This window comes from Winogradskyella sp. UBA3174, from assembly GCF_002364335.1.
In the GTDB taxonomy this organism is placed as follows: domain Bacteria; phylum Bacteroidota; class Bacteroidia; order Flavobacteriales; family Flavobacteriaceae; genus Winogradskyella.
This window is the reverse complement of record NZ_DEXW01000027.1, coordinates 15,362-18,363: the sequence shown is the minus strand read 5'-3', so window position 1 is coordinate 18,363 and position 3,002 is coordinate 15,362. Positions and strand designations below refer to the sequence as shown.

At 33.2% G+C, this 3,002-nt stretch carries 3 protein-coding genes; all 3 read right to left on the bottom strand.

Translation table 11 applies throughout. The features are described 5' to 3' along the window. On the bottom strand, window positions 1–662 hold a 662-nt coding region (locus B2U95_RS03985; protein WP_296313101.1), incomplete at its 3' end, for a lactate/malate family dehydrogenase. Between the two features lie 552 nt (window positions 663–1,214). Next, window positions 1,215–2,231 carry a DUF6588 family protein gene (locus tag B2U95_RS03980; RefSeq protein ID WP_296313099.1) on the bottom strand — a complete coding sequence of 339 codons (1,017 nt, stop codon included), beginning with the start codon at window positions 2,229–2,231 and terminating at the stop codon, window positions 1,215–1,217. 87 nt (window positions 2,232–2,318) lie between these two features. Beyond that, the coding region (locus B2U95_RS03975) for a TonB-dependent receptor domain-containing protein (protein WP_296313097.1) at window positions 2,319–3,002 on the bottom strand (684 nt) is incomplete at its 5' end.

Here is a 3,002-nt window from a genome sequence, read left to right as displayed (position 1 = left end):
AATAACTTTGTTAATGTTGCTCCACCAACTTTGGTGTCTTCTTTTACCTGATTTAAACGCTCTTCTGATAAGAACTCAGATACTCTTATACTATTTCTTGTGGCATGAGACGTTAATGGAACCATCCCTTTATCGCTATGTCCACCAATCACCATACCATCAACATCACTAATTGGAGCCTCTAAAGCTTCCGCTAATCTGTATTTGAAACGTGCAGAATCTAATGCGCCACCCATTCCTATAATTCTATTTTTTGGAAGGTTTACTGTTTTATGAACTAAGTAAGTCATAGTATCCATAGGATTACTTACTACTATTATGATTGTATTTGGAGAATGTTCAACTAAACTAGTAGATACCGTTTTTACAATACCTGCATTAATACCAATAAGCTCTTCTCTTGTCATTCCTGGTTTACGAGGAATACCAGATGTAATTACACAAATATCACTATTAGCTGTTTTAGAATAATCGCTAGTACTTCCTGTTATTTTGGTATCAAAACCATTAAGAGAAGCACATTGCATTAAATCCATTGCTTTACCTTCAGCATAGCCTTCTTTTATATCTAATATTACGACTTCTGAGGCAAAATTTTTAATCGCTATATACTCTGCACAACTTGCGCCAACTGCACCAGCGCCAACTACGGTTACTTTCATATTAATTTATTTTATAATTTTAAACATCAATCACAAATTTAAGGCTTTAAGCTTAAAATTCCATGACTTATATCATCGTATTCGGAAATAAAATAAGAGACTACCGTAAAACTGACACCTCTTTAAAACGAATCTGATACTCCCCTTTTAATATACCCTCACTTGCGTATACAGAATACATATTCACCCAACATCACCCATTTCAGATTCTTTGAAGGTTACCTCGCTATAAAATCCGAGTTATGTCCAAATAGTTTAACATAATACTGTTCTAATTTTTTTTAATCAAAAAATATCATCTCTTTTTTTGAAGTAATATGATTTAACATCTTGTATTATGATTTCTAAAGCAAAATTTTTATTGGAATATATTCTGCACAACTCGCTCTTACTTCTCCTGAATCAACTACAGTTACCCTCGCTTTTTATGTTTTCTTAATGTAAAACAACCTTGTTAAAATGACTAAAAATTATAAATAAATTTGCTGTAAACGAAAAAACCACAAGCGTAAATTTTATGCTTTTTAATATTTTAAAAAGGTATTAGATGAATTATCTAAAACCGAAATTGACACCTAAAGAAAAAGCGTTGAATTCCGATAGGTGATACTCTGCATTGAATCTAAAAAATCCTAATTTAAGCTTAGTACCAATAGTTCCTCTTAAGGCAGAGACCTCACTTGATACTGAAAACGGATCTGTAATAGTTTCTGTTGTTAAAATACCATCTGTAACTCGATAATTTCCTAATAAATCAGATTCTGATTTTCCTGTTATATAACCTAGACCACCATAAAAGTTTATTATTGGCAATTTAGTAGACGCTACTAATTGAAATAACCATGTATTGGTGTTATTTTCTAAGCGCTGATTATCTCCTTCAATTCCAGATGACTCAGTAACATCATAAGAACCATTTATATGATTATAAGCTACTAAACCAGATATGGCCACAGGCCAAATTTTATCTGCAGGTAACCACTGTGTAAATTCTAGCTGCAAACCTGCTCCATACATACTCAAACTAACCTCATTGGTTTTTATTTCAGGAACAAAACGTGCTTTTAATTCTATACCACTACCAATACCTACAGCACCTTGTATAAAAGCGGTTGGAAGTAAATTGTAACTTTTTGAACCAATACCATCTGGTAATTCAAATTGCGTCGTCTGAGTTCCGAAAATAGGGTCATCATATTCTACTTCTACAAATATCGCAGGATCATTTTCACCTAACACAGATGAAACCATTTGAGAGCTTGGTCCTTGCACAAACTGAACGTTATTATAATCAGCTGTATTTAAAGTAAACATCTTTTGTTCGTCATTAATCATAGCAGCACTAGCAATAATTGAGATTTCGAAGCCTCCTAAGGGTTTCGCATTTGCAGAATTAAACCAATTTGCATTCATACTATGCATTAGACCATTAGTACCAGGAGCAAGATAATCGTTAGCGAAACGCTGTGCATCATCCACACCTGCCGCAAGCAATACATCAAAATCATTCTGAGCTTTAGATAAAAATGCTACTAAAGAAAACAGGGTAATTAGGGCGAATTTTTTCATTTTTATTTTAAATATAGGTTAAGCGAATATAACAAAATATAGCTTATAAATACGTTTTGTCGATTTTATTTGTTTTTAATCGGTGTTTTAGAAGCTAAATCTTAGACTTACATTAGGTGTTAATCCTAAGGATTTGTTTTCAATTTTTATCGCCAAATTAGTATCATTTGGATCGACTTCGTAATAAGTATTGATGTTGTTTTCTCTATTCAACAAATTTATCACGCCAATCCGCAATGAAGATTGTGCATTCTTAATGAGTTCAAATTTATAACTTAATGACGCGTCCAAACGCACAAAAGTGTCAAGATTTTCACTGTTGGGTGTGTCGTAATTCACAAATGTATTATTGCCATTTCTTACAGTTTCATTGCCTTCAACCGGTTTTGTAAATGGCTGTCCAGAACGCCAGATGCTACCAACGGAAATCTCCAAGTCATCTAAGAGATTATAATTAAACGCCAATGACAGAGAATGCCTAATATCTACATTATTGGGAAATACGGAAGGGGTTAGCGTTTCAAAATCATAATCGTTTACACTGTATGTATAACTTAACCATGTACTGTAACGCTGTGCCGTTTTATTAATTATTAACTCAGCCCCCTTTACATCATAGCTTCCTATGGCATTAATAAACTGAAAGTTATTATAAAATCCCTGATTGGAAACCGTTATACCGTCCACATGTTTATAAAAACCCTCTACGTCAATAACAAAATTGTTACGACTATATTCCGTCCCGAACGAGACTTGCTTACTTTTTGAAAT